Origin of the sequence: Microbacterium sp. YJN-G (assembly GCF_015040615.1) — a bacterium.
Classification (GTDB): Bacteria; Actinomycetota; Actinomycetes; order Actinomycetales; family Microbacteriaceae; genus Microbacterium.
Genome location: NZ_CP060402.1, coordinates 1,674,447 through 1,695,214 on the forward strand (window position 1 = coordinate 1,674,447; position 20,768 = coordinate 1,695,214).

18 protein-coding genes are annotated in these 20,768 nt (G+C 70.6%); 10 read left to right on the forward strand and 8 right to left on the reverse strand.

Annotated features, from left to right (window positions below):
- Positions 1-27 precede the first annotated feature (27 nt).
- The 3 genes from H7694_RS07905 to zapE all read right to left on the reverse strand — a co-directional run bounded on the left by H7694_RS07905 (position 28) and on the right by zapE (position 3,029).
- Positions 28-612 carry a type II toxin-antitoxin system PemK/MazF family toxin gene (locus H7694_RS07905; RefSeq protein ID WP_227468347.1) on the reverse strand — a complete coding sequence of 195 codons (585 nt, stop codon included), beginning with the start codon at positions 610-612 and terminating at the stop codon, positions 28-30.
- 19 nt (positions 613-631) lie between these two features.
- Positions 632-1,867 (reverse strand): ammonium transporter, encoded by a 1,236-nt coding sequence (locus H7694_RS07910; RefSeq protein WP_193598947.1) that lies wholly within the window; start codon positions 1,865-1,867, stop codon positions 632-634.
- Between the two features lie 115 nt (positions 1,868-1,982).
- Positions 1,983-3,029 carry a cell division protein ZapE gene (gene zapE, locus H7694_RS07915; protein ID WP_193598948.1) on the reverse strand — a complete coding sequence of 349 codons (1,047 nt, stop codon included), beginning with the start codon at positions 3,027-3,029 and terminating at the stop codon, positions 1,983-1,985.
- Between the two features lie 129 nt (positions 3,030-3,158).
- Between zapE and H7694_RS07920 the strand changes: the two genes are divergently transcribed.
- Positions 3,159-4,055 (forward strand): sulfurtransferase, encoded by an 897-nt coding sequence (locus H7694_RS07920; RefSeq protein ID WP_193598949.1) that lies wholly within the window; start codon positions 3,159-3,161, stop codon positions 4,053-4,055.
- Positions 4,056-4,074: 19 nt separating this feature from the next.
- Positions 4,075-4,506, forward strand: coding sequence for a SufE family protein (locus tag H7694_RS07925; protein ID WP_193598950.1), 432 nt, complete (start codon positions 4,075-4,077; stop codon positions 4,504-4,506).
- Here the strand turns inward: H7694_RS07925 and H7694_RS07930 are convergent.
- Complete coding sequence (locus H7694_RS07930; protein ID WP_193598951.1) at positions 4,490-5,644, reverse strand: alpha/beta hydrolase family protein; 1,155 nt, start codon at positions 5,642-5,644, stop codon at positions 4,490-4,492. The two genes, H7694_RS07925 and H7694_RS07930, sit on opposite strands and share 17 nt — an antisense overlap.
- A gap of 25 nt (positions 5,645-5,669) precedes the next feature.
- Here H7694_RS07930 and H7694_RS07935 point away from each other — a divergent pair, with 25 nt between their 5' ends.
- The 5 genes from H7694_RS07935 to H7694_RS07955 all read left to right on the forward strand — a co-directional run bounded on the left by H7694_RS07935 (position 5,670) and on the right by H7694_RS07955 (position 11,716).
- Positions 5,670-6,251 carry a DUF3000 domain-containing protein gene (locus H7694_RS07935; RefSeq protein ID WP_193598952.1) on the forward strand — a complete coding sequence of 194 codons (582 nt, stop codon included), beginning with the start codon at positions 5,670-5,672 and terminating at the stop codon, positions 6,249-6,251.
- Positions 6,244-7,437, forward strand: coding sequence for a ribonuclease D (locus tag H7694_RS07940; RefSeq protein ID WP_227468348.1), 1,194 nt, complete (start codon positions 6,244-6,246; stop codon positions 7,435-7,437). The genes H7694_RS07935 and H7694_RS07940 overlap by 8 nt, the downstream gene beginning before the upstream one ends.
- 73 nt (positions 7,438-7,510) lie before the next feature.
- Entirely contained in the window at positions 7,511-8,716 is a 1,206-nt protein-coding gene (locus tag H7694_RS07945) for a thiolase family protein (RefSeq protein ID WP_193598954.1), read from the forward strand.
- Between the two features lie 5 nt (positions 8,717-8,721).
- A complete protein-coding gene (locus tag H7694_RS07950) occupies positions 8,722-10,881 on the forward strand; it encodes a 3-hydroxyacyl-CoA dehydrogenase NAD-binding domain-containing protein (RefSeq protein ID WP_193598955.1) in 2,160 nt (719 codons plus the stop codon).
- A 139-nt stretch (positions 10,882-11,020) separates the two neighbouring features.
- The gene (locus H7694_RS07955; protein WP_193598956.1) at positions 11,021-11,716 is read left to right on the forward strand and encodes an SPFH domain-containing protein; all 696 of its coding nucleotides are present in this window, start codon (positions 11,021-11,023) and stop codon (positions 11,714-11,716) included.
- Here the strand turns inward: H7694_RS07955 and H7694_RS07960 are convergent.
- From H7694_RS07960 to H7694_RS07970, 3 genes are read right to left on the reverse strand one after another with little or no spacing between them, the layout of a single operon-like run.
- Positions 11,709-13,352 carry a GMC oxidoreductase gene (locus H7694_RS07960; RefSeq protein WP_193598957.1) on the reverse strand — a complete coding sequence of 548 codons (1,644 nt, stop codon included), beginning with the start codon at positions 13,350-13,352 and terminating at the stop codon, positions 11,709-11,711. The genes H7694_RS07955 and H7694_RS07960 overlap by 8 nt on opposite strands.
- 27 nt (positions 13,353-13,379) lie before the next feature.
- Complete coding sequence (locus H7694_RS07965; protein ID WP_193598958.1) at positions 13,380-14,288, reverse strand: YegS/Rv2252/BmrU family lipid kinase; 909 nt, start codon at positions 14,286-14,288, stop codon at positions 13,380-13,382.
- Positions 14,281-15,906: an FAD-binding oxidoreductase gene (locus H7694_RS07970; RefSeq protein ID WP_227468349.1), complete on the reverse strand. Its 1,626-nt coding sequence runs from the start codon at positions 15,904-15,906 to the stop codon at positions 14,281-14,283. Before H7694_RS07970 ends, H7694_RS07965 begins: the two co-directional genes overlap by 8 nt.
- Before the next feature lie 20 nt (positions 15,907-15,926).
- On the opposite strand from H7694_RS07970, the gene H7694_RS07975 reads away from it, so the two are divergent.
- Together H7694_RS07975 and H7694_RS07980 are read left to right on the forward strand one after the other, a co-directional pair.
- Positions 15,927-16,511, forward strand: coding sequence for a TetR/AcrR family transcriptional regulator (locus H7694_RS07975; protein ID WP_193598959.1), 585 nt, complete (start codon positions 15,927-15,929; stop codon positions 16,509-16,511).
- Complete coding sequence (locus H7694_RS07980) at positions 16,508-17,956, forward strand: glycerol-3-phosphate dehydrogenase/oxidase (protein WP_193598960.1); 1,449 nt, start codon at positions 16,508-16,510, stop codon at positions 17,954-17,956. The genes H7694_RS07975 and H7694_RS07980 overlap by 4 nt, the downstream gene beginning before the upstream one ends.
- A 6-nt stretch (positions 17,957-17,962) precedes the next feature.
- Here the strand turns inward: H7694_RS07980 and dxs are convergent, their stop codons facing one another.
- Positions 17,963-19,906 carry a 1-deoxy-D-xylulose-5-phosphate synthase gene (dxs, locus tag H7694_RS07985; protein WP_193598961.1) on the reverse strand — a complete coding sequence of 648 codons (1,944 nt, stop codon included), beginning with the start codon at positions 19,904-19,906 and terminating at the stop codon, positions 17,963-17,965.
- A 137-nt stretch (positions 19,907-20,043) separates the two neighbouring features.
- Here dxs and H7694_RS07990 point away from each other — a divergent pair, with 137 nt between their 5' ends.
- Positions 20,044-20,715, forward strand: coding sequence for a hypothetical protein (locus H7694_RS07990; protein ID WP_193598962.1), 672 nt, complete (start codon positions 20,044-20,046; stop codon positions 20,713-20,715).
- Positions 20,716-20,768 lie beyond the last annotated feature (53 nt).

Sequence of the window (20,768 nt, forward strand, 5' to 3'; positions counted from 1 at the left end):
GCGAAGCCGGCATCCGACGACTTCAGCTCAGGCGCGAGCCCACCCGTAGCGGTGCACCAGCGCATCCGCGATGCGCGCATAGCGACGCTCGTCGAGGATCGCGGCCTCGCGCCGCATCCCCTCGTGGTGCACGCTGTACAGCTGCTCGATGTCGACCCATGACTCGCGGCCCCTGGCATCCCAGGAGCCGGAGCCGATCGGCAGGTAGTCGCGGTCACCGTCCCTGTCGCGGCTGGTCATGCGCACCGCGTAGACGCGATCCGATGTGTGCCTGCCGATGACGAGCACCGGGCGGTCCTTGCCGCGGCCGTCGTTCTCGACGTACGGCACCCAGGTCCAGATGATCTCGCCCGAATCCGGCACGTCGTTGCGCGAGGGCGAGTAGCCGACCTGCACATCGCGGATGCGCTCGGGATCCACCTGCACGGTCTGCGCGCCGGGCATCCGGCCCGCAGCATCCTCCCCGGCCCGCTCCCGGGCCGTGCTGCGTCCCTCGGGACGCAGCTTCGCGTCCGGGCGCCGTGGGCGCACCGGACGCTTCGGGTCGTCCTTGGCCAGCATCCGGGTCAGGATGCCGGCGAGGGTGGACAGGATGCTCCTGTTCGAAGTCACCTGCCCACCCTACCCACGGCTACTCGGCCAGGGCGTAGCCCGCCTCGCCGTGCACGACCAAGTCGACCCCGGCGACCTCGTCCTCGGTGGTGACGCGGAAGCCGATCGTCTTCTCGATCGCGAAGCCGATGACCAGCGCGACCAGGAACGAGTAGATCAGCACCCCGCCGGACGCGATCACCTGCACGACCAGCAGACGCCAGTCGCCCCCGGTGAACAGGCCCTGGCCGGTCGCGAAGAAGCCCAGATAGACCGTGCCGAGCAGGCCGCCCACCAGGTGCAGGCCCACCACGTCCAGCGAGTCATCGAAGCCCCAGCGGTACTTCAGGTCGACGGCGAGGGCGCAGGCGACACCCGCCAGCGCGCCGAGCAGCAGCGCCCAACCGGGAGTGAGGTTCGCGCACGCCGGCGTGATGGCGACCAGACCCGCCACGAGACCCGAGACCGCGCCGACCGAGGTCGGCTTTCCGTCCTTGACGCGCTCGACGAGGATCCAGCCCAGGATGCCGGCCGCCGCCGCGCCCAGGGTGTTGATGGCGATCAGGCCCACGCCGCCCATGTCCTCCGAGAGCCACTCGGCGCCGGCGTTGAAGCCGAACCAGCCGAACCACAGCAGAGCGGCGCCCAGCAGCGTCAGCGGCACGTTGTGCGGCTTCTGGATGCCCTTCTGGAACCCGATGCGCTTGCCCAGCACGAGCGCGAGGGCGAGGGCGGCGGCTCCGGCGTTGATGTGCACGGCGGTGCCGCCGGCGTAGTCGATCACGGCGATGCCGCTGTCGGCACCGAACAGGGTCGTGCCGAGGTTCATGATCCAGCCGCCGCCCCAGACCCACGCGGCGATCGGGAAGTACCCCAGCGTGCCGAACACGCCGACGAAGATCAGCCACGGCCCGAACCGTGCACGGTCGGCGATCGCGCCCGAGATCAGGGCGACGGTGATGATGGCGAACGTGGCACCGTAGGCGACGCTGAGCAGGGCGACATTGGCCCCGTCACCGGCGGAGGTCTCCACGAGCCCGAAGTCCGCGAAGGGGTTGCCTGCGAACTGCGCCGGGTCGGACACGGCACTCATCGAGAAGCCGTACAGCACCCACAGCACGGCGATCAGCCCGATCGCGCCGAAGCTCATCATCATCATGCTGATGACGCTCTTCGCCTTGACCAGGCCGCCGTAGAAGAACGCCACTCCCGGCGTCATCAGCAGCACCAGGGCGGTGGCCGTGATCACCCACGAGATGTTTCCCGCAGCATCCATCTGGAACCTCCTTCAAAGGACTCGAACGAGGCTCAGTCTGCGCGCGCCGTGTTTCCGGCACGCGCGCGGCGTGTTGCGTGCGTGTTACAGCGGACGCGGGTGTGTGAACGTCGCGTTACGCGGCATCCGGAGCGGTGTGCGTGAGCGCGTTCAGACGAGAGATGGCGCGCAGGTACTTCTTGCGGTACCCGCCGCCGAGCATCTCGTCGGCGAAGACGTCGTTGAGCGGGATGCCGGTGGCGACGACCGGCAGCTGCGCGTCGTAGACGCGGTCGACGAAGGCCACGAACCGCAGCGCCTCCGACTGGTCGGTGAGCTCGCGCACGTCGCGCAGGCCGACCACGTCGAGGTCGTCGATGAGGCGGATGTACCGGGAGGGGTGTACCTGGGCGAGATGGCGGATGACGTCGGAGAAGTCATCGTCGGATGCCGTGCCGGCGGCCGCGGCATCCCCCACGCGCTGCGCGTAGGCGCTGTCGTCGAGCGTCACCGCGGTGCCGTCGATCGCGCGCTGCCGGTAGTCGACGCCGTCGATGCGGAGCGTCTCGAAGCTCGCCGACATGGCGTGGATCTCGCGCAGGAAGTCCTGCGCGGCGAATCGCCCTTCGCCGAGGGCGTTGGGCGGCGTGTTCGAGGTGGCGGCGAGCTTGGTGCCCGACGTGACGAGTTCGCCCAGCAGCCGCGTCATCACCATGGTGTCGCCCGGGTCGTCGAGCTCGAACTCGTCGATGCACAGCAGGTCGGCGCCGCGCAGCAGATCCACGGTGTTGCGGTAGCCGAGCGCGCCGACCAGCGCGGTGTACTCGATGAACGATCCGAAGTACTTCCGGCGGGCGGGCAGCGCGCGGTAGACGGATGCCAGCAGGTGGGTCTTGCCGACACCGAACCCGCCGTCCAGGTAGACGCCCGGCTTCATCGGAGCCTCCTTGGGCGCCCGCCGGAACAGTCCTGCCTTCTTCACCGGCTCACTTCGGCCCGCGAAGCGCTGCAGCGTCTGCTTCGCCTCCTCCTGCGAGGGGTAGGCGGGATCGGCGCGGTAGCTGTCGAAGGTGGCGTCGTCGAACTGCGGCGGGGGTACCAGGCTCGCCAGCATCTCGGGTCCGGTGACGACGGGGGTGCGCTGGGTGAGATGCACCACTCCCGTGCTGGTCTGCTGGGTCATCACATTCCTGAGGTCATAGTCTTACGATCCGGATGCGGGCCCGCACGAAGGGATCTATCGTCAAAGGTGACGGCTCAACTTTACGCCGTCGCCTCACCCACCCCGCGTCCTGAACCCAGAGGAGCAACTGTGACTGTCGAGCACGACACCTCATCCGCCAAGTTCGCCGAGTACGCCGCACCCGGCCGCCTCGTCACCACGGAATGGCTGGCGGCGAACCTCGGCACGCCGGGTCTGGTCGTCGTGGAATCCGATGAGGACGTGCTGCTGTACGAGACCGGGCACATCCCCGGCGCGGTGAAGGTCGACTGGCACACCGAGCTCAACGACCCGGTCGTGCGCGACTACGTCGACGGCGAGGGCTTCTCGGAGTTGCTCAGCCGCAAGGGCATCTCGCGCGACGACACCGTCGTCATCTACGGCGACAAGAACAACTGGTGGGCGGCCTACGCCCTGTGGGTCTTCTCGCTGTTCGGGCACGAGGATGTCCGCCTGCTCGACGGCGGCCGCGACCTGTGGATCGCCGAGGGTCGTGAGATCACGACCGAGAAGACCGTGCGCCCCGCCACCGACTACCCCGTCGTCGAGCGTGACGACTCGGTGCTTCGCGCCTACAAGGACGACGTGGTCGCCTTCATCGGCAAGGGCCCGCTGATCGATGTGCGCTCGCCCGAGGAGTACAACGGCGAGCGGACCACCGCGCCGGCCTACCCCGAGGAGGGCAGCCTGCGCGCCGGGCACATCCCCACCGCGCAGAACGTGCCGTGGGGCCGTGCCGTCGCCGAGGATGGCGGCTTCAAGTCGCGCGCCGAGCTCGAGGCGATCTACCGCGACGGCGCCGGCATCGCCGACGGCGACGACATCGTCGCGTACTGCCGCATCGGTGAGCGCTCCAGCCACACCTGGTTCGTCCTCAAGCACCTGCTGGGCTTCGAGAACGTGCGCAACTACGACGGATCCTGGACCGAGTGGGGCAGCGCCGTGCGCGTGCCGATCGTCAGCGGCAGCGAGCCCGGCTCGCTCTGACGGTGGGACAATTGCACGGATGACTGACACGCACGTCCCCGACACGCTCGCCGAGTTCCGCGAGGACTTCCTCTCGCTGCCCGAGGACGATCGCCTCGAGCTGCTGCTGGAGTTCGCGAACGAGCTGCCCCCGGTCTCGGCGGAGGTCGCGAGCCACCCCGAGATGTACGAGCGGGTCGCGGAGTGCCAGTCCCCCGTCTACATCCACGTCGAGGTCGAGGACGGCGTCGTCGCCATGCACGCGACGGCGCCGCCCGAGGCCCCGACCACGCGAGGCTTCGCCAGCATCCTCGTACAGGGCATCACCGGGCTCTCCCCCGAAGAGGTGCTCGCCATCCCCAACGACTATCCGCAGAGCCTGGGCCTCACGCGTCTCGTGTCTCCGCTGCGCATCGGCGGGATGACCGGGATGCTGATGCGCGCGAAGAACCAGATCAGACAGCGGAGCTGAATGCCTGGGTCCGCATCCAGTCGGTGATCGCGGACGTCCAGCCGGCCTGGTCGTAGTTCCACAGCTTGGTGTGCCGCGCGACCGAGAACGGCAGCATCGTCACGATGTCGGGGCGCGCCGCGGCGAGGGCGTGCGATGCGTCCGCCGGGACGAAGCCGTCGTCGTCGCTGTGCAGGATGAGCACCGGCGCCTCCAGCTCGGATGCGCGGGCGACCATGTCGAGCCGGTCGAACGGGATCGCCTCCTCGGCGCCGCCCAGCCGTGCGGTGAGGGTGTTCTCCAGCACGCCCATGGCGAGAGCCGGGATGGGTTCGCGCAACCCCTCCTCCCGGGCCTGGAACCTCAGCACCGTGCGCCAGTCGACGACCGGGGATTCGAGGATCACGCCGGCAATGGCCGAGCGGTGCCCGGACGAGACCGCCGTCTGCAGCACGAGCGCGCCGCCCATGGACCAGCCCATCAGCACGACGCGCCGGGCACCGCGCCGCAGCGCGTGGCCGATCGCCGCGTCCACGTCGCGCCACTCCGAAGCGCCGAGGGCGTACCGACCGCCGCGCGAACGCGGCGCCTCGCCGTCGTTGCGGTACGAGACCACCAGCACGGGCAGCCCCATCGCGTGGAACACCGGCACGGCGCGCAGGCACTCCGAGCGGGTGGCGCCACGGCCGTGCACCTGGATCACCCAGGTGTCGGATTCGGCGGGGAACAGCCAGGCGGGGCAGGGGCCTGCGGGTGAGCCGATCAGGACGGTCTCCCAGGGCAGATGCAGCTCGCCCGGCGTGGTGTAGTACCAGCCGCTGAACGCGGCATCCCGGTCCACCTGGGCGCCCGCGTCGATCTGGGTGAGCAGCTTGCGGCGCACGCTCTTCGAATCCGCGCTGAGCACGGCACCGAGCTTGACGTACCCGTAGGTGCCCGTGGTGAACAGCCCGTAGCGGCCGGGCAGCTCGGTGTCGAGCGTGCGGTTCAGCTCGATGGTCTGCGCGCCGGTGTCGACGGCGAGGATGCGCGTGTCGGCGCGGCGCACGGCCGGCGTGACGACGCGGCGCGCGGTCGTGAGCACCGCGATCGCCGCAGCGGCCGCGAGGGCCACAAGCGCGGGGACGGCGATGGTTACGGCGTGCCTGAGACTCTTCATCGCCTCCTGACTCTAGCCTGTCCTCGTGACCGCACACCCGGATGCCGCCGCGCTCTTCGAAGCGGCTGCGGCAGAGCTGCGTGAGACGCCGTTCCGCGCTGACATCGTCGTGCGTGAGATCCCCTCGCCTGCGGGGCTGGCACCGTATGCCATCGCGCTCGCCGCCGACATCCGGCCCGATGATCATGGGGATTCCGCATACGGCACCGGACGGTTCGTGCTGCTGCACGACCCCGACGAGCCCGCGGCCTGGGGCGGCGCGTGGCGCGTGATCGCGTTCGCGCAGGCGCCTCTGGAGCCCGAGATCGGCACCGATCCCCTGCTGGCGGACGTCGCCTGGTCGTGGCTCGTGGATGCCCTGGATTCCCGCGGGGCCGTGTACCACTCGGCATCCGGCACGTCGACGAAGATGATCTCGAAGGGGTTCGGCGGACTCGCCGACGAGGGCGACGGCGCGCAGATCGAGCTGCGCGCGTCCTGGACCCCCGAAGCCCCGCTGCGGCTGCATGTGGAAGCATGGGCTGAGTTGGTGGGAATGCTGGCGGGTCTGCCGCCGGGTTCCGAGGACGTCGCCGTGTTCGGCGCGAGAAAGGGCGGACGTGGCTGAATACTCCGTGATCGGCGACCGCACGGAGTTCGAGGATGCCTGCCGCATCCTGGCGTCCGCGGACGGCCCCGTCGCGGTCGATGTCGAACGGGCATCCGGCTTCCGCTACTCGCAGCGCGCGTACCTCGTGCAGGTGTTCCGGCGCGACGCCGGCGTCTTCCTCTTCGACCCGCCCGCCCTCGGCGACTTCGCGCCGCTGCAGGATGCCATCGGCGACGCCGAGTGGGTGTTCCATGCCGCCAGCCAGGACCTGCCCTCGCTGCGCGAGCTGTCGCTCGTCCCGCCTGCCATCTTCGACACCGAGCTCGCATCACGGCTGCTGGGCAACGACGGCTTCGGCCTGGCCGCGGTCGTCGAGCACGCGCTCGGCATCAGTCTCGCCAAGGCGCACTCGGCGGCCGACTGGTCCACGCGCCCGCTTCCCGGGCCGTGGCTGGAGTACGCCGCGCTCGACGTGCTGCACCTCATCGACGTGCGCGACGTGCTCGCCGGCGAGCTGACCGAAGCCGACAAGACCGAGATCGCGCGCCAGGAGTTCGAGGCCACCCTCGCCCGGGCGCCCAAGCCGCCGCGCGAGGAGCCCTGGCGCCGGCTGAGCGGACTGCACCGGGTACGCGGCGCGCGTCAGCTCGCGATCGCCCGTGAACTGTGGACGGCCCGCGAGGAGTACGCGCAGCAGATCGACGTCTCGCCGGGGCGGCTCGTCCCCGACCGCTCACTGCTCGCCGCCATCCTCGCCGCGCCGCAGAGCAAGGCCGCACTGGCCGGGCTCAAGGAGTTCAACGGGCGCGCCAGCCGCACTCAGCTGGATCGGTGGTGGGCCGCCATCGAGCGCGGCCGCAGCACGGAGCAGCTGCCCCGCGAGCGCGTGCCCAGCGACGCCCTGCCGCCTCCCCGCGCGTGGGCCGACCGCAACCCCGAGGCCGATCTGCGCCTGAAGGCAGCGCGCCCGGTGGTCGAAGCGACCGCCGAGGACCTGCACATGCCCACCGAGAACCTGTTGACGCCGGAGTACCTGCGCCGCGTCGCCTGGCAGCCGCCGGCACTCACCGCCGACGCGATCGGCGCCTCGCTCGCCGAGCTCGGCGCGCGACCCTGGCAGATTGCGCATACTGCACAGAAGATCGCCACCGCCTTTGAAGAAGGGCCACAAACGGCATCGGATGCCGTGGAAGCGGCTTCGTAGGTTCGATCCAACCGATTCCAGGCGCCTCCACCCCGCTTCTAGGCTGGGCGCATACCAACCAAATGGAGGCAGAGTGGCCGAGATCTCGGACGTCTTCTTCGTCGATGGAGTGCGCACCCCGTTCGGGCGCGCCGGCGAGAAGGGCATGTACTGGAACACCCGCGCGGATGACCTCGCCGTCAAGGCGACCATCGGCCTGATGGAGCGCAACGCATCCGTCCCGGGTGACCGCATCGATGATGTCGCGATCGCCGCGACCTCTCAGACAGGAGACCAGGGCCTCACCCTCGGGCGCTCGGTCGCGATCCTCGCGGGCCTCCCGCAGACCGTGCCGGGCCTGGCCATCGACCGGATGTGCGCCGGCGCGATGACCGCCGTGACCACGATGGCCGGCTCGATCGGCATCGGCATGTACGACCTCGCGATCGCGGGCGGCGTCGAGCACATGGGACACCACCCGATCGGCGGCAACGCCGACCCGAATCCCCGGTTCGTCGCCGAGAAGATGGTCGACCCCGGCGCCCTGAACATGGGCGTCACGGCCGAGCGGATCTTCGACCGCTTCCCGCACCTGACCAAGGAGCGCTCCGACCGGTTCGGCATGCTCAGCCAGCACAAGGTGCAGGCGGCCTACGAGGCGGGCAAGTTCCAGGCCGACCTGGTGCCCGTGGCGATCAAGGGCGCCGACGGCGCCTGGGGTCTTGCCACCGAGGATGAGGGTCGCCGCCCACAGACCACGATGGACGACCTCGCGAGCCTGAAGACGCCGTTCCGGCCGCACGGGCGTGTCACCGCCGGCACCTCCTCGCCGCTCACCGACGGGGCGACCATGTCGCTGCTGGCCGGCGGCGGCGCGGTGAAGGAGCTCGGCCTCACCCCGAAGATGCGCATGGTGTCGTTCGCGTTCGCGGGCGTGCAGCCCGAGATCATGGGCATCGGCCCCATCCCGTCGACCGAGAAGGCGCTCAAGAAGGCGGGTCTGACGATCGATGAGATCGGCCTGTTCGAGCTGAACGAGGCCTTCGCGATCCAGGTGATCTCGCTGCTCGACCACTTCGGCATCGCCGACGACGACCCGCGGGTCAACCAGTGGGGCGGCGCGATCGCCCTCGGCCACCCGCTCGCGGCATCCGGTGTCCGTCTGATGATCCAGCTGGCGGCGCAGTTCGCCGAGCGCCCCGACGTGCGCTACGGCCTCACCGCCATGTGCGTCGGCCTCGGCCAGGGCGGATCGGTCATCTGGGAGAACCCGTTCTACGACGGAAAGAAGAGGAAGTGACCCCGATGGCTGACACGATCCACGAGCAGTACGCGGGCGTCGACTTCTCGCCCATCATGGCCCTCACCGAGGGCGAGGTGGTCACGCACTCCCCCGTGCGCGACATCCGCCTCGCCTCGGGCAGGGTCCTGGCGCTGATCACCCTCGACAACGGCCGCGACCACACCCGGCCGAACACGCTCGGCCCCGCCACGCTCACCGAGCTCGGCGAGACCCTCGAGGGGCTGAAGGCGCGTGCCGCCGCCGGCGAGATCCAGGCGGTCGGCATCACCGGCAAGCAGTACATCCTCGCCGCCGGCGCCGACCTCTCCGACATCAGCCGCGTCGGCTCGAAGGACAACGCGCGCCTGATCGCACAGCTCGGGCACAAGGTGCTCGGCTCGCTGTCCGAACTGGGTGTGCCGTCGTTCGCGTTCGTGAACGGTCTCGCCCTCGGCGGCGGCATGGAGATCGCGCTGAACTCCAGCTACCGCACGGTCGACGCCTCGGCGGCGGCGCTGGCGCTGCCCGAGGTGTTCCTCGGCATCATCCCCGGCTGGGGCGGCGCCTACCTCGTGCCGAACCTGATCGGCATCGAGAACGCCCTCGAGGTCGTCATCTCGAACCCGCTCAAGCAGAACCGGATGCTGACGCCGCAGCAGGCGCACGAGCTGGGACTGATGGACGAGATCTTCCCGGCGGCGAACTTCCTGGAGAACTCGCTCGCCTGGGCCGACGCCGTGCTCGGCGGCAGGAAGGTCGAGCGCAGGAACGCACCGGGCAAGATCGAGCGCACGGTCAAGTGGCCGGTGGCGATCAAGATGGCCCGCGGCATGCTCGAGTCGAAGATCGGCATGGTGCCGCGCTCGCCGTACGCCGCACTCGATCTGCTCGACAGGGCGAAGAGCGGTTCGAAAGCCGAGGGCTTCGCCCGCGAGGACGAGGCGCTGGCAGAACTCGTGACCGGCGACCAGTTCGCCGCGTCGATGTATGCCTTCGACCTGGTGCAGAAGCGCGCCAAGCGCCCGGTCGGCGCGCCCGACAAGGAGCTCGCGAAGAAGGTCACCAAGGTCGGCATCATCGGTGCGGGTCTCATGGCGAGCCAGTTCGCGCTGCTGTTCGTGCGCAGGCTGCAGGTGCCCGTGCTGATCACCGATCTGGATCAGGCCCGCGTCGACAAGGGCGTGGCGTACATCCACGACGAGATCGGCAAGCTCGAGGCGAAGGGCCGTCTCGACGGTGACTCCGCCAACAAGTTGCGCTCGCTGGTGACCGGCACGACCGACAAGAGCCTGTACGCGGACTGCGATTTCGTCATCGAGGCGGTCTTCGAAGAGGTCGGCGTCAAGCAGCAGGTGTTCGGCGAGATCGAGAAGATCATCGCCGAGGACGCCATCCTCGCCACGAACACCTCGTCGCTGTCGGTCGAGGAGATCGGCGCGAAGCTCGCCCACCCCGAGCGGCTGGTCGGCTTCCACTTCTTCAACCCGGTCGCGGTGATGCCGCTGATCGAGATCGTCCGCACCCCGCACACCACGGATGCCGCGCTCTCGACGGCGTTCGTGGTCGCGAAGGGTCTCCGCAAGAACGCCGTGCTCACGGCCGACGCCCCCGGATTCGTCGTGAACCGACTGCTCGCCAAGGTGATGGGCGAGGCGGCCCGCGCCGTGTACGAGGGCACGCCGATCGCCGACGTCGAGAAGGCGTTCGCTCCCCTGGGACTGCCGATGGGTCCGTTCCAGCTCATCGACCTGGTGGGCTGGAAGGTCGCCGCGCACGTGCAGGACACCATGGTGCGCGCCTTCCCCGACCGGTTCTACGCCAACGAGAACTTCCACGCGCTGGCTGAGCTGGACAAGGTCGTCGAGAAGGATAAGGGCGGCCGTGTCACCGGATGGACCAAGGCCGCCGAGAAGACCCTCAAGGGTGCCGTCGGATCGAGCCCGGCGTCGGCCGAGACGATTCTGCAGCGCGTGCAGGACGGCCTCGCGCAGGAGATCCGGATCATGCTCGACGAGGGAGTGGTCCCCGAGGTCGAGGACATCGACCTCTGCCTCATCCTCGGCGCCGGCTGGCCGTTCATCGACGGCGGCGCCTCGCCGTACCTCGACCGCGAGGGGGCATCCGAGCGGGTGTTCGGCGACACGTTCCACCACCCGCCGATCCGCGGCATCGCCGCGGACTGACCGGCGGCACAGCGAGACGGGCGGGAGGGCTGATCCTCCCGCCCGTTCTGCTGGAACGCTGGGGAAACACCGCATGAACTCCGGCTCGCACGCCCCCGTCTCGCGGAAACAGCACCGTCCGAGCAGGCACAGTAGTGACATGGACCTGGTCATGACGATGCTCAGCGGCAAGGGGATGTCGAACCTGCTGAAGTCCGGCACCGCGATCCTCACGGTGCTCCTGGTGGTCCCGGCACTCATGAAGCTCTTCGTCGTCACCGTAGACGAGGGCTGGGCGGCGATCCGCACCCGCAACGGCAAGCCGATCATCCGCAACCGTCCGCCGCGCCGCAAGACCGCCGCAGGCGGAGCGGTCGGCGAGGTCGTGGTGCTGCACCCCGGCTCCCACGGCGCCTTCCCGCTGTTCTACTGGTACCGGCTCGTGGACGCGCGGTGCCGTGCGACCGATCTGCCGGCCCGCGAGATGACCGGGGCGCAGGGGCATCAGCACCGCGTGCACGCGTCGTTCGAATGGCGGCCGATCACGACGGGTCGCGATCTGCGCATCTTCGAGCTCGACGTCGTGAACGTCAAGGAACGCGCATCGAACATCGTCGGCGCCGCTCTGCGGGATCAGATCCGGATGCTCGAGGGCGCCGACCTGCCCCACAACGACGTCATCAACGCGCGGGTGCTCGCCGCGTGCGCGGACGAGGTGCGCAGAGCGTGCGGTGTCGAGGTGGTGCGGGTCATGGTGACCGGCGACGCCCTCACCGACGGCTACCTGCTCTCGACCGCGATGCGCGACGGCGACCGGGCCCCGGATGCCGTGGCCGCCCTGCACGCGCTCAACTGAGCCCGTTCTCGTCCGGCTGCGTCTGCGGCGGCCGCTCGTCCTGCTCACCTCTGCGGGGCCACCCGGCGAACGCCCGCTCGGCGATGGCGGTGATGGTCAGCGAAGGGTTCACCCCCGGGTTCGCCGGCACGGCTGCGCCGTCGACGACGTGCAGCCCCGGATGACCCCACACCCGGTTGAAGCGGTCGACGACGCCCTCCGCCGGTGAGGCGCCGATCACGGCGCCGCCGAGGAAGTGCGCGGTGAGCGGGATGCCGAACACCTCGGGCCACGAACCGCGCGGCTCGGTGCGCACCCCCGTCTCGGCCTGCATCCGGGTCGCGATCGCCGCTGCCGCCCGATGCGCCTGTGGCAGGTGCGACGGGTTGGGCGCACCGTGGCCCTGGCGGCTCGTGAGCACGTCGCGTCCGAACCGGCGGCGCAGCGACAGGGTGAGCGAGTTGTCGGCGGTCTGCATGACCAGGGCGATGATGCCGCGCTCGCTCCAGCGGTGCAGGTTCGCGAGCCGGAACTGGCGGATCGGATGCCGCACGACCTGCCCCAGCAGTGCGCCCAGTCGCCTCGGGAACGACCGGTCTCCCGGCACGAGGACCGTCGCCAGGGCTCCCATCAGGTTCGAGCCGGGGCCGTAGCGCACGTTCTCGACGTGCGTGCGCTCGTCGATGTGGAACGACGTCGTGATGGCGACTCCGTGCGCGTAGCCGGCGGCATCCGTCACCCGGGTCGCGACCGCGCCGTCGAGCGCCTCGGAGTTGGTGCGGGTGAGCCGCCCCAGCGCGGCGGAGACCCTGGGCAGCGCACCGGACGCCCGCATGCGGTGCAGCAGATGCTGCGTGCCCCAGGTTCCCGCCGCGAACACGACCTGCTCGGCACGGATCGTCCGCCGCCGGCGCCGGAACCAGGCTCCCGAGCGCTGCGAGGTCACCAGGTAGCCGCCGCGCGGATCCTCGCGCACCTCGGTCACGGTGCGCAGCTGCTCGACCACGGCGCCGCGGCGTTCGGCGAGGGCCAGGTAGTTCTTCATCAGGGTGTTCTTCGCGCCCACACGGCATCCGACCATGCAGTTGCCGCACAGCGTGCATCCGGTGCGGGCCGGGCCCTCCCCGTCGAAGTACGGGTCGGGCACCGTCACGCCGGGCATGCCGAGGAAGACACCGACGGGCGCCTGCCGGAAGGTGCCCTCGACGCCGAGATCGGCGGCCGCGCCGGCCATGATCCGCTCCACGGGGCCGGTGTGCGGATAGCGGTCGACGACGCCGAGCATCCGCTTCGCCGTGGCGTAGTGCGGCGCCAGTTCCCGCTGCCAGTCGGCGCCGGCCGGCCACTGGCGGTCGGCGAAGAAATCCGCGCCGGGCTCGTAGAGGGTGTTGGCGTAGTTCAGCGAGCCGCCGCCGACACCCGCGCCGGCGAGGATCATCACGTGCGGCAGCCGGTGGATGCGCTGCACGCCGAAGCAGCCCAGCATCGGCGCCCAGAGGTAGCGGCGCACGTCCCACGAGGTCTTCGCGAAATCCTCGTCCTCGAACCGGCGGCCCGCCTCGAGCACCCGCACCCGGTAGCCCTTCTCGACCAGTCGCAGCGCGGCGACCGCCCCTCCGAAGCCCGAACCGACGATCACGACGTCCTCGTCGTACATGCGCTCACCTGCCTCCACTCACCCTGATCATCCTCCTGACGGCGCCATGACAGACAGCGCGCCTGGCCGGATCGTGATGTCGCATTCTCCGCTGCCCACGCGCTCGCCGTCGGCGTAGACGACGAGGTCCGGGGCCGACACCCGCACGCGCGTCGCACGTCGGCGTGTGACTTCGCGTCTGCCGAGGTGCGCGCCGCGCAGCAGCAGCGGGAACAGGCGCAGCAGGCGCAGGCGGCCGAGTGGGGCGACGTGCATGACGTCCAGGATGCCGTCATCCGGCTCGGCCCCCGCACAGATCGGCATCCCGCCGCCGTAGCTCGCGGTGTTGCCGACGGCGAGCAGGGTTCCCGGCATCCCGACCGCGACGCCCTCGTCGATCTTCACCTCGAACGCGGTGGGGCGCAGCCTCAGCACCTCGATGACGATCGCGAGGTAGTAGCGCAGCGGACCGCGGGGATGCCGCAGCCGGTTGGTGCGCTCACTGACCTTCGCGTCGAACCCCAGGGCCGCGACGGTGAGGAACGGCCGGCTCACCCCCTGCGAGGTGATCGATCCGAGATCGATGCGCCGAGGCCGTCCGCGCAGCGCGGCGGCGGCCGCCGCGTGCGGGTCAGCGGTGCGGATGCCCAGGGCGCGGGCCAGGTCGTTTCCGGTACCAGCCGGCACGAGCGTGAGGGGAAGGCCGGCGTCGGCGAGCAGGTCGACGATCCCGGTCAGGGTTCCGTCGCCTCCGACCACCACCACGCCGTCCGGATGCTCGTGCAGCGCCTCGTGCGCGAGTATGCGCGTCTGTGCGGCGGTATCACCCGACAAGACGCGCACCTCGGCGCCGGCCGTGCGCAGCATCCGCACTGCCTCGTCGCCTGCGTGCGCGCCACGGCCCTTGCCCGCTGTCGGGTTGATGATCACCGCGAGACGCGGCGTGCCCTCAGGCATCGCCGCGGCCGTCCGGGATCAGCACGCCGGGGTTCATGACGCCGTGGGGGTCGAGTTCACGCTTGATCGCGCGGAGGATGCGGATCCCGGTCTCGCCGATCTCGTCGCGCAGCCAGGGGGCGTGGTCACGACCCACGGCATGGTGGTGGGTGATCGTGCCGCCCGCCGCCATGATCGCGTCGCCGACGCTGTGCTTGACCGCCTCCCAGGTGCGCAGCTGATCGCCCTTCACGCCCGCGAGTACCGTGAAGTACAGCGAGGCTCCGGTCGGATAGACGTGCGAGACGTGGCACATGATGAAGCTCCTGGCACCGGCGGCCTGGAAGCCCTCGCGCAGGGCATCGGTCACCGCTGCGCGCAGCCCGTGCAGGCCCGACCAGGTGGCCGCCGTCTCGAGCGTCTCGCAGAACACACCCGCATCGAGCAGCGCATCGCGCAGGTAAGGGCCGTCGAACCGGGTGCGTGCCCATTCCTCCGCTGCCGTGCGGCCGGTGCTCGTGCCACCGGCTTCGGCGATCAGTGCGGCGGTGCGTGCACGCCGGTGCTCGGCATCCTCGCCCTCGAACACGGTCACGGCGCTCGCACCCTTCGCCAGCGCCCGGCCGATCCGCCCGACCTGGGCCAGGCTCACGCCCGTCTCGGCCTCGTCGGAGAGCCGGATGACGGTGGGCCCGCCGCCACGCTGGGCGACCGCGCGGAGCGCGTCGGCACCGGTGGCGAAGTCGGGAAAGCTCCAGGATTCGACGATCCGCTCCGCGGGTACCGGATGCACGCGCACCCGCACCTCGGTGATCACCCCGAAGGCGCCCTCGGAGCCGAGCACGAGCCGGGTGAGATCGGGGCCGGCAGCGGACCCCGGGGCGCGTCCGAGATCCAGGTCACCGGTCGGGGTCGCCATCCGGATGCCGGTGACCATGGCGTCGAACCGGCCGTGACCTGCGGAGTTCTGGCCCGAGGAGCGGGAGGCGGCGAAGCCGCCGATGGTCGCGTACCGGAAGCTCTGCGGGTAGTGCCCCAGCTCGAACCCGTGCTCGGCCAGCAGGCGCTCGGCCTCGGGCGCGCGGGTGCCCGCCCTCAGCACCGCCTCGCCGCTCACTGCATCCAGTCGTACGAGTCCGCTGAGGCGGGCGAGGTCCACGGCGATCACGGCGCCGTGCTCTCCGGCATCCGGGTCCACGCCGCCGACGACGCTGGTGCCGCCACCGTAGGGGATGACGGCGATGCCCCGCTCCCCCGCGATGCGCAGCAGCTCGCCGACCTGGTCGTGGTCAGCCGGACGCACGACGGCATCCGGCACACGCTGACGGCGCTGACGGCGGCGCAGCAGATCGGGGGTGGATCGTCCGCCGGCGCGGCGCAGGCGCGTCTCGGCGTCCGTATGGACGTGGTCCCGTCCCACGACGGAGTGCAGCGCCTGCAGATCATCGGGTCCCAGCCGGGAGTCGTCCGTGGTGATCTCATCGATCGACGGCGCCGGCTCGGGGCGGCGCACACGGCCCAGCAGCAGCGGCAGGAGCGCGCGAACCGCACGCGGGAGCTCGGTGGCGAGGGCGGGATCGCCCCACCCGTTCCAGCGCATCTCCGGCGGTTCGACAGCACTGTCGCTCTGCACGTCCATGCGTTACAGTGTGACACATTATGGCAACTCGTCAACCACAGATCGCGGGCTGGGACGGCACCCAGCAGCGCATCCTCGACGCCGCCGAGCGCCTGATCGCGCAGCGCGGCGTGAGCAGCCTGACGATCGCCGAGCTCGCGCGCGAAGGGGGCGTCAGCCGTCCGACGATCTACCGCAGCTGGGCGGGCGCCGACGAGGTGGTGCGGGCCGTGCTGCTGCGCCGGGTGCTCGTGCTGCTCGAGAATGTGCCGGTGTCGGCCGCCAGAGTGCAGATCGTCGACGATGTGCTGCGCTTCTCGGCCGCGTTCCGCGCCGATCCGCTGTATGCGGCCCTGCTGGAACGCGAGCCCGAGGTCTTCACGCGATACACCCTGCAACGGTTCGGGGCGAATCAGCGGGCGATCCTGCAGCGCATGGCCGAGTCGATCGAGGCGGCGCAGGCGGCGGGCTCGGTGCGCACCGGTGAGCCGCAGCACATCGCCGTCATGCTGCTGCTGATCGCGCAGTCGGCGATCCTCTCGCACGGCACAGTGTCGGATCTCATCGACGAGGCGGCGTGGGAGTACGAGCTGCGCGCGGCGCTCGACGGGCTGCTGCGGCCATGACCGGCCGCTCCCCCGACCTCAGCGCGGTCCGGCGGCGCCGCGAGCTGGAGCGCACCGCATCCGAGACGGTCGACGTGCTGGTCGTGGGCGGCGGGATCACGGGTGCGGGCGTGGCGCTGGATGCGGCATCCCGCGGGCTGACCGTCGCCCTCATCGAGGCGGAGGATCTCGCCTTCGGCACCAGCCGGTTCAGCTCCAAGCTCGTGCACGGCGGACTGCGCTACCTCGCCACCGGCGATATCGCCACCGCACGCGAGAGCGCCCGGGAGCGTCATCTGCTGATGACGGCGATCGCTCCGCACCTGATCCGTCCGCTGCCGCAGTTGCTGCCCTTCTCCCCCGGTGTCGCCCTCCGCCAGCGCGCGGCCGGCGTCACCGGGATGACGATGGGTGACCTGCTGCGCATGCAGGCGCGCACGCGGCGCGCGACGCTTCCCGGTCCGCGTGCCGTGTCCGCTCGCGCCGCACGCCGGCTCGTGCCCGCGCTCGATCCTCGCGGACTCCGCGGCGGCATGATCGCTTACGACGGGCAGCTCGTCGACGATGCACGCCTGGTCGTCGCCGTCGCCCGCACGGCGGCGAGTCTCGGGGCGCGCATCCTCACCCGGGTACGGGCGCTGGGGCTGCACGGTGACGGCGCCGCCGCCGAGGATGTGCTCACCGGTGAGAGGCTGGAGATCCGCGCACGCAGCGTGATCAACGCCACCGGCGTGTGGGCGGGGTCGCTCGACAGCGGCCTTTCGGTGCGTCCCAGCCGCGGCACGCACATCGTGCTCGACGGCGCAGATCTGGGGCATCCATCCGCCGCGCTCACCATCCCGCACGAGGGCTCGATCAGCCGGTACGTGTTCGCCCTGCCGCAACTCGGCGGAACGGTGCTGGTCGGGCTGACCGATGAGGACGCGCCGGGGCCGATCCCCGAGGTGGCGCAGCCGACGGAGCCCGAGATCCGCTTCCTGCTCGACAGCATCAACCGTGTGATCGCCGAGCCCATCGCGCGCGAGCAGGTGCGAGGTGCGTTCGCGGGGCTGCGGCCGCTGGTCGATGCCGCCCACGGCAGCACGGCCGACATCTCGCGGCGGCATCTGGTGTCGGCATCCGACTCGGGGTTCGTGAGCGTGCTCGGCGGCAAGCTCACCACCTACCGCCGGATGGCGGAGGATGCCGTCGATGCGGCAGTGCGGCTGCGGGGCCTCGCAGCAGGCCCGTGCCGCACCACGACACTGCGTCTGGTCGATACCGCGCCGGTACCGTCGGAGCCGCTGATCCCGGGCATCGCACTCACCCGCGCGGAGGTGGAGTCGGCGGTGCGCACGGAGCTCGCCCTCACCGCCGACGACGTGCTCGACCGCCGCTCGCGTGTCGGCCTGATCGCCGATGACCGACAGCGCGCGCTGCCTGCGGTCATCGCTCTCGTAGAGCGGGCGCTGTCAGAGCTCGACTGAGGGTTCTCAGCGCTTCTCGTGGATGGGAAGCTCGATCGCGCCGGTCTCGCCCGTCTGACGCGCAACCGGCACGCGGCGTCCCAGCACCTGCGCGACCACGTCCTGCGCGATCCTGGCGGCCGTGAGGCCGGCATCCTCGAGCACCTCCTCGCGGGTGGCGTGGTCGATGAACTCGTCCGGGAGACCCAGCTCGTCGACGGCCGTGTCGATGCCTGCTTCGCGCAGCACCTGGCGCACCCGCGTGCCGACCCCGCCGACGCGGATGCCGTCCTCGAGGGTGATGACGAGACGGTGACGTGCGGCGAGTTCGATGACCGACGGCTGGACGGGGATCGCCCAGCGCGGGTCGATCACGGTCGCACCGATCCCCTGGGCCCGCAGGCGACCTGCGACGTCGAGGGCGAGCGAGGCGAACGGGCCGATGCCGACCAGCAGCACGTCCTCGGTGACGTCGCGGCTGAGCACGTCCACGCCGTCGGGCAGCCGGTCGATGGCCTCGATCTCGTCGGGCACCGAGCCCTTCGGATAGCGGATCACCGTCGGCGCATGCTCGACGGCGACGGCCTCGTTCAGCGCTTCCTGCAGGCGTGCGGCGTCTCGCGGTGCGGCGATGCGGATGCCGGGCACGAGCTGCAGCATGGCGAGGTCCCACACGCCGTGGTGGCTGGGGCCGTCCGGGCCCGTCACACCGGCACGGTCGAGCACGAACGTCACGCCGGCCTTGTGCAGCGCGACGTCCATGAGCACCTGGTCGAATGCCCGGTTCATGAACGTCGCGTAGATCGCGACCACCGGGTGCAGCCCGCCGAAGGCGAGGCCCGCGGCCGAGGTGACGGCGTGCTGCTCGGCGATGCCGACGTCGTACACCCGGTCGGGGAACCGCTCCGCGAACGGTGCGAGACCGGTCGGGCGCAGCATGGCGGCCGTCATGGCGATGATCCGATCGTCACCCGATCCGACCTCGACCAGCGCCTCGGCGAACACGTCGGTCCAGGCCCGGCCGGTCGACGATGCGAGGGAGCCGCCGGTCTTGGGATCTATGCGGCCGACGGCATGGAACTGGTCGGCCTCGTCATCCAGCGCGGGCTGGTAGCCGCGCCCCTTCTCGGTGATGGTGTGCACGATGACCGGCGCGCCGTAGTCCTTGGCGAGCTGCAGCGTCTCCATCAGAGCCGGGATGTCATGACCGTCCACCGGGCCGAGGTACTTGATGTCGAGATTGGAATACAGGGCGACGTTGTTGGTGAAGCGGGACAGGAAGCCCCGGGTTCCGCCGCGCACCCCGCGGAACACCGCGCGACCGAACGGGCCGAACGAGCGGAACAGCCGGTCGGACTTGCGATGCATCTCGCGGTATGCCGCCGCCGTGCGCACCCGGTTCAGGTAGCGCGACATGCCGCCGATCGTCGGCGCGTAGGAGCGGCCGTTGTCGTTGACGACGATGATGAGGTTGCGCTCGTTGTCATCGGAGATGTTGTTCAGCGCCTCCCACGTCATACCGCCCGTGAGAGCTCCGTCGCCGACGACCGCGACGACATGGCGGTCGGCGCGTCCGGTCGCGGTCAGCGCACGCGAGAGGCCGTCGGCCCAGCTGAGCGAGCTCGAGGCGTGCGACGACTCGACGACGTCGTGCGGGCTCTCGGAGCGCTGCGGGTAGCCGGCCAGGCCCCCGCGCGAGCGCAGCAGCGAGAAATCCTGCCGTCCGGTCAGCAGCTTGTGCACGTACGACTGGTGGCCGGTGTCGAAGATGATCGGGTCGTCCGGGGACGAGAACACCCGGTGCAGCGCGATCGTCAGCTCGACGACGCCGAGGTTCGGTCCGAGGTGGCCGCCCGTGCGGGCGACGTTCTCGACGAGGAAGGCCCTGATCTCGGTGGCGAGCTCGGTGAGCTGCTCGGGCGAGAGGCCATCGAGGTCTCGAGGACCGGTGATACTCGGCAGGATCGGCATGGACGCTCCTCCGCGACTCGACGACGTGCGCGGCCGGGAGGTCGCGCGAACGTCACCCAGTCTAACGCCGAGTAGGTGGATGTTCGGTGTGCGGTGCGCCGTCGGCGCACCGGCGGAACTCCTGCCAGGATGTCGCCATGAGCATCCGCCTGCCCGCGATCGCCTCGGCTGCCGCGCTCGCCCTCGCTCTCAGCGCCTGCACCGCGACACCGGTCCCAGAGGTGCTGGAGACGTCAGCCGTGCCGGCGGCGGCATCCGCTCCGGAGACCGGCGAGGCGACCCCGACGCCCGCACCCGACGCCGACTCATGCGACGCGACGGGCTGGACCACGCCGGGAATGGATCAGCGGGCGGCCAGGGAGGTGCGCGATCGTGGATCGCGCCTACTCGCCGAGGGCACCGTCGGGCACGATGCGGAGGGAAGGATCGTCACCTACACGGTCGCCGCCGGTGACGCCCCGGATGCGATCGGCCAGCGACTGTGCATCGGGAACGCGGGGACGCTCGCGGAACTCAACCACACCCGGACCATCCACCCCGACCAGGTGCTGCGGATCTTCCACGATCCGTCCCTGCCAGAGGTGCCGTACTACAACCCGGTCAACGCGCCCGCCGGTTTCCAGCAGATCCCGTACCAGCACACGCTCGAGGCGATGGGCACCGCAGCGGATGCGGATGATGTTGCGGCCGTGCGCAGGATGTGGACCGACACGCTCTCGGGCATGTTCTACGACGAGGGACTCGTCGCCAGGATCCAGCAGCAGATCGACACCAGCGACCCCGAGGTGCTGCGTCAGCTGTTCTCGTAGGTCACGACGCAACGGCAGAGCGCCCCGCCGGGCCACCGGTTCGGAACCGGGGC

What these genes read in the sequence shown, in the direction of transcription:
- H7694_RS07910 (WP_193598947.1), bottom strand. Translation starts at nt 1,867, where the DNA reads ATGGATGCTGCGGGAAACATCTCGTGGGTGATCACGGCCACCGCCCTG.
- zapE (WP_193598948.1), bottom strand. Translation starts at nt 3,029, where the DNA reads ATGACCCAGCAGACCAGCACGGGAGTGGTGCATCTCACCCAGCGCACC.
- H7694_RS07925 (WP_193598950.1), top strand. Translation starts at nt 4,075, where the DNA reads ATGACTGACACGCACGTCCCCGACACGCTCGCCGAGTTCCGCGAGGAC.
- H7694_RS07930 (WP_193598951.1), bottom strand. Translation starts at nt 5,644, where the DNA reads ATGAAGAGTCTCAGGCACGCCGTAACCATCGCCGTCCCCGCGCTTGTG.
- H7694_RS07950 (WP_193598955.1), top strand. Translation starts at nt 8,722, where the DNA reads ATGGCTGACACGATCCACGAGCAGTACGCGGGCGTCGACTTCTCGCCC.
- H7694_RS07955 (WP_193598956.1), top strand. Translation starts at nt 11,021, where the DNA reads ATGGACCTGGTCATGACGATGCTCAGCGGCAAGGGGATGTCGAACCTG.
- H7694_RS07960 (WP_193598957.1), bottom strand. Translation starts at nt 13,352, where the DNA reads ATGTACGACGAGGACGTCGTGATCGTCGGTTCGGGCTTCGGAGGGGCG.
- H7694_RS07965 (WP_193598958.1), bottom strand. Translation starts at nt 14,288, where the DNA reads ATGCCTGAGGGCACGCCGCGTCTCGCGGTGATCATCAACCCGACAGCG.
- H7694_RS07970 (WP_227468349.1), bottom strand. Translation starts at nt 15,906, where the DNA reads ATGGACGTGCAGAGCGACAGTGCTGTCGAACCGCCGGAGATGCGCTGG.
- H7694_RS07975 (WP_193598959.1), top strand. Translation starts at nt 15,927, where the DNA reads ATGGCAACTCGTCAACCACAGATCGCGGGCTGGGACGGCACCCAGCAG.
- H7694_RS07980 (WP_193598960.1), top strand. Translation starts at nt 16,508, where the DNA reads ATGACCGGCCGCTCCCCCGACCTCAGCGCGGTCCGGCGGCGCCGCGAG.
- dxs (WP_193598961.1), bottom strand. Translation starts at nt 19,906, where the DNA reads ATGCCGATCCTGCCGAGTATCACCGGTCCTCGAGACCTCGATGGCCTC.
- H7694_RS07990 (WP_193598962.1), top strand. Translation starts at nt 20,044, where the DNA reads ATGAGCATCCGCCTGCCCGCGATCGCCTCGGCTGCCGCGCTCGCCCTC.